At 56.0% G+C, this 5,128-nt stretch carries 4 protein-coding genes; 3 read left to right on the top strand and 1 reads right to left on the bottom strand.

All coding sequences use genetic code 11. The features are described 5' to 3' along the window. From purQ to WBC85_RS14700, 3 genes are all read left to right on the top strand, one after another. Positions 1-549: phosphoribosylformylglycinamidine synthase subunit PurQ (gene purQ, locus WBC85_RS14710; protein ID WP_424438838.1), on the top strand; the 549-nt coding region annotated here is incomplete at its 5' end. A 46-nt stretch (positions 550-595) separates the two neighbouring features. Beyond that, positions 596-2,398 carry a sensor histidine kinase gene (locus WBC85_RS14705; RefSeq protein ID WP_424438835.1) on the top strand — a complete coding sequence of 601 codons (1,803 nt, stop codon included), beginning with the start codon at positions 596-598 and terminating at the stop codon, positions 2,396-2,398. A gap of 4 nt (positions 2,399-2,402) precedes the next feature. Next, positions 2,403-3,737, top strand: a complete 1,335-nt coding sequence (locus tag WBC85_RS14700; protein WP_424438832.1) for a sigma-54-dependent transcriptional regulator — start codon at positions 2,403-2,405, stop codon at positions 3,735-3,737. A gap of 265 nt (positions 3,738-4,002) precedes the next feature. Here WBC85_RS14700 and WBC85_RS14695 read toward each other — a convergent pair whose 3' ends face one another. Beyond that, positions 4,003-5,043 carry an ornithine cyclodeaminase gene (locus tag WBC85_RS14695; protein ID WP_424438829.1) on the bottom strand — a complete coding sequence of 347 codons (1,041 nt, stop codon included), beginning with the start codon at positions 5,041-5,043 and terminating at the stop codon, positions 4,003-4,005. Positions 5,044-5,128 lie beyond the last annotated feature (85 nt).

Raw genomic sequence — 5,128 nt, 5'->3', positions numbered from 1 at the left:
GGGATCGACCTTGTCGGAATTCCGGGTGGTTTTTCATACGGTGATTACCTGCGCTGCGGCGCGATTGCCGCGAATTCGCCCATTTGCGCGGCGGTTAAGACCCACGCGGAAAAAGGTGGATACGTCTTTGGCGTATGCAACGGGTTTCAGGTTTTGACCGAAACACGATTGCTGCCAGGCGCTTTGATGCGCAATGCTGGACTGAAATACATTTGCCGCACTGTCGGCTTGGAAGTCGCGGAGAACAAAAGCGATTTTCTGACCGGCTATGATGCAGGGCAAGTCATACAGGTGCCAATCGCACATCATGATGGCAACTATACCGCTGCGCCAGACGAACTTGATCGTCTGATCGGCGAGGGGCGTGTTGCTTTTCGTTATACAGACAATCCCAATGGGTCTGATCGCGATATCGCGGGCATTACATCGGCCAATGGCCGTGTGTTGGGGATGATGCCACATCCAGAACGCGCAATGGAAACGGCCCATGGTTCCAGCGACGGCGCGCGACTTTTCGCTGGTTTGGTAGGGGCAATGGCTTCTGCCTAACGGTGATACCTTGAGCCAGAAGGCGCAGCGCACTAGCATTGCGCCTATGAGCGATACGCCTAAATCGGACAATCTACCAAAAGTCAGCGTGGTTAAGCCACGAAGGCGCAGGCGTTTCAATCTTTGGCGTGTGCGGTTTTTACTGATCGCTTTGGTGCTGCTCGCCGCAGTGACGGTTTTTCTCACCAACTCGTTTCTGACAGACCGTTTCACCGAAAGCACCCGCAACAGGGCTGAACTGCGCCTTGCGCTCTATAGCGGAAATATTCTGTCCGAACTGCGCCGAAACTCGATCGTGCCACAGCTTTTGGCGCGTGATCCGGCCTTGATTGGTGCATTGAACTCGAATGACTTCAGCAATTCAACACAGCGTTTGATTAGTTTTGTTGAAGAGATCGGAGCGGCCTCGCTTATGTTGCTGGATAGGGACGGGCGTTCTGTCGCGGCGACGGATCGCAACCGATTGCAATCCATGCACCGCACCGAATCCTTTTTTGTGGATGCTTTACGTGCGAATGGCACGGTTTTTTCAGTAATCGAGCGCGATTCTGGCGGGTATTCTTTCACCTATTCACGCCGCGTCGAAAACAATAGCGAAGTCTTGGGCGTCGTTGTGGTCGAAGTTGATCTGCAAAAATTCGAGCGCGCATGGGCCGGTATTTCGGATGCTGTATTGATTACAAACTCCGAGGGCACGATTATCCTGTCGACCGAACCGCGCTGGCGCGGTCTGAAAGAGGAAGAGGCGCTGACACACCAGCCCCCTTCGGGTGCAATCAGCCGCGCGATACAGGTCACGGCTGATTGGACTGCTGATCCTGGGGACGCCTATTTGCGCGGCGAGGCTGTGATGCGCACGCACACCCGCATCGCCTTTCGCGGTTGGCAAATGGCGAGCTTTACCTCCTACGCGTCAGTGCGCGAGCGCGTGAACGGGGTCCTTGCGCTTGAAATCATGGGATTCGCGATCCTGCTGGCGCTCTCGTTCTACTTTCTCAATCGCCAGACTGCGGTGCGCATGGCGCTGTTCCAGCGCGAGTCGGCAGAACTTCGCCAACTCAATATCCGCTTGCAGCGGGAAATTGCCGAGCGCGAAAAGGTCCAAGAGAACCTTGCCGTGGCAGAACAAACCCTTGCGCAAAGCTCGAAACTTGCCGCTCTTGGTGAAATGTCGGCCGCGGTGAGCCACGAGTTGAACCAGCCACTTGCAGCGATGAAAACCTATCTGGCAGGTGCCAAGCTTTTGGTCGGGCGCGGGCGCCCTGATGAGGCTTTGGTCAGTTTTCAGCGCATTGATGATTTGATCGAACGCATGGGCGCGATTACACGCCAGCTAAAAAGCTATGCGCGCAAGAGCGGGGATACATTTGTCCCTGTAAACCTTGGGGATGCGCTTGCCTCTAGCCTTTCGATGATGGAGCCGCAGCTGCGTCAGCGCATGGTGCAAATCAACAAGACACTGCCGCATGAACCAGTGATTGTCATGGCTGATCGCGTACGGGTCGAACAGGTAATGATAAACCTGCTGCGCAATGCGCTGGATGCAACTAAGTCCGTCGAAGACCCTCAGGTGGATGTGCTGCTGGCGGCAGGCGAAACTGCAATGCTCACTGTGCGCGACAACGGGCAGGGCATCGAAGACCTCGATGCGCTCTTTGAGCCGTTCTATACCACCAAACAGCCCGGCGACGGGGTCGGGCTGGGGCTTGCCATTTCCTCGGGTATCGTGAACGAGCTAGGGGGACGAATGACAGCGCGCAATGCCGCGCAGGGGGGGGCGGTCTTTGAAATTCGACTTCCGATCCTACATGAAGACAGTGCGCTAAGCGCAAAACCCGCAGCGGAGTGAAGCTATGGCCAATGCTATGAAAATTGCCATCGTTGATGACGAAAAAGACATGCGCCAGTCTATCTCGCAATGGCTTGCCTTGTCTGGATACGATACCGAAACATTCGCATCCGCCGAAGATGCGCTTGCGGGTATCGGGGCCGACTACCCGGGCATTGTTATTTCGGACATCAAAATGCCCGGCATGGACGGCATGCAGTTTTTGAAAAAGCTTATGGGCACCGACAGCGCGCTGCCGGTGATTATGATAACAGGGCATGGCGATGTTCCCATGGCGGTCAACGCTATGCGGATCGGTGCCTTTGATTTTCTGGAAAAGCCGTTCAACCCGGATCGTATGTCTGAACGTGCGAAGAAGGCTGCCAATGCGCGCCGCCTGACGTTGGACAATCGCGCGCTGCGCCGTGAATTGTCTGATGGCGGTCAGCTTATGAAGAAACTTATTGGCGCATCGGCTGTGATGGAACGCCTTAAAGAGGATATTCTCGATCTGGGTCAAGCGGATGGTCATGTTTTGATCGACGGCGAAACCGGAACAGGCAAGACGCTTGTAGCCCATGCACTGCACGCAGTTGGTAGCCGCGCGGGCAAACGCTTTGTGCTTGTCTCTTGCGCTGCGATGGACGAGGATTCTCTGGCGCAGCGTCTTTTTGGCCCGGTCGCGCCAGAAGACCCCTATTTGCCTGCGATTGAAGAGGCACGGGGCGGCACGCTGGTTCTGGAAGACATCGAAGCGCTCAGTGATCCTTTGCAAGCGCGCCTGCTGAGCGTGATAAACGAGCAAGGCACACCTGCCGAAACCCGTATTATCGCGATTTCCAATCTGCAAGAGCAAGACCGCACCTGCGAAGACGCTCTGCGCTCTGATCTATTCTATCGTTTGGCAGCCTTGCGTATAACGATCCCGCCGCTGCGTTCGCGCGGCGAGGATATCCTGTCCTTGTTTACGCGTTTGTCTGAACAGTTTGCTGAAGAATATGGATGTGCTGCACCGGAGGTTTCCGCACAGGAAGCCGCGCAGCTGCTGCAAGCGCCTTGGCCAGGGAATGTGCGTCAGCTGATTAACATCGCAGAACGCGCGGTGCTTCAAACGCGGCGCGGCTCGGGCACGATTGCTTCGCTTTTAATGAGCGATCACGACGAGATGACGCCGGTGATGACAACTGAAGGCAAGCCGTTGAAGGAATACGTTGAAGCGTTCGAGCGGATGCTGATCGACAACACCATGCGCCGCCACAAAGGCTCAATTGCAGCGGTCATGGACGAGTTGTGCCTGCCGCGTCGAACCCTGAACGAAAAAATGGCGAAATACGGGCTCCAGCGCTCCGACTATCTTTGATCCAATCGAGCGGCTGCGCCGCACAGGAATTGACAGGATTGGGGGCGCTGCCCCCGTCCATCAAGATGGACCCCCCCGAGGTATTGCAGGACCAGAGAAGTTTGCTCCACCCTGAGCGCTTGGCTCAGGGCTTCTCCGGTCACGGTCATCGGCACCTCTGCCTGTTCCGCACATTGAACAGACCAAAGATTGGTAAAAGAACGGTTAAGGCTTCTTTGGTCCTCAAATACCTCGGGGGTCTGGGGGCTGGCCCCCAGTCCGAACCCTATGCAGAGCGTTGCACCATTCCGAATAAATCACGGGGATCATCAGGGTCCGCCAGCATATCGAGCTGGATTGAAAACCCGGTGCCTTGGATCGCTGTTTTGATGTAGCGCAGCGCCGAGAAATCCTCGATTGCAAAGCCGACGCTGTCGAAGAGCGTGACTTGCTGTTGGGACGTTCTGCCTGCTTGGGTTCCGTTCAGGACCTGCCAGAGTTCGGTCACGGGATGTTCGGATTCCAGTTGTTGGATTTCGCCCTCAATGCGGGTTTGCTCGGGGTATTCGACAAAGATGCTGCTGCGCTCCAAGATGCCCTTTGCGAGTTCTGTCTTGCCCGGGCAATCGCCGCCAATCGCATTGATGTGCACGCCAGCACCGACCATGTTGTCGCTCAGGATCGTGGCATATTGTTTGTCGGCTGTGCAGGTCGTCAGGATATGTGCCCCCTCTATGGCGTCTTCGGGGCTAGTGCACACGATCACCTTCAAGCCGCTGGATGCAAGGTTTGCCGCGCATTTCCTGGTCGCATTGGCGTCTATATCATAAAGGCGGACAGTATCCACACCGCAGACCGCCTTCATCGCGAGGCTTTGAAATTCGGATTGCGCGCCATTGCCGATCATGGCCATGACATGCGCGCCTTTGGGGGCCAAGGCGCGCGCGGCCATCGCGGATGTCGCCGCTGTGCGCAGGGCCGTAAGGATTGTCATCTCTGATAAAAGCACTGGATAGCCCGTCGCCACATCGGCAAGCAGGCCAAATGCAGTCACCGTTTGATGGCCTGTGCGTGTGTTGGACGGGTGGCCGTTCACGTACTTGAACCCGTACACCTCGCCATCGGAGGTTGGCATTAATTCGATGACGCCTGTTTCGCTATGGGAGGCAACCCGCGGTGTCTTATCGAACTCGGGCCAGCGTAGAAAATCGGCTTCAATCGCATTAGTCAGATCGATCAGTATTTGCTCTAAACCGATCTGGTGAATCAGCTGCATCATGTGTTCGACTGAAACGAAAGGGACGAGGGCTTTTTCAGAAGGGGTCATTATGGGGGTCCTATTATCTATGTGGGCCGGTCGAATACGCGTCGACCCATGGCTGATGCTGCAAGATCGGTCATAACCAGGGCGG

Source organism: Planktotalea sp. (assembly GCF_049680325.1).
GTDB lineage: Bacteria > Pseudomonadota > Alphaproteobacteria > Rhodobacterales > Rhodobacteraceae > Planktotalea.
Note: the sequence above shows the minus strand (reverse complement) of the source record. Positions and strands in the feature narration are given on the sequence as shown.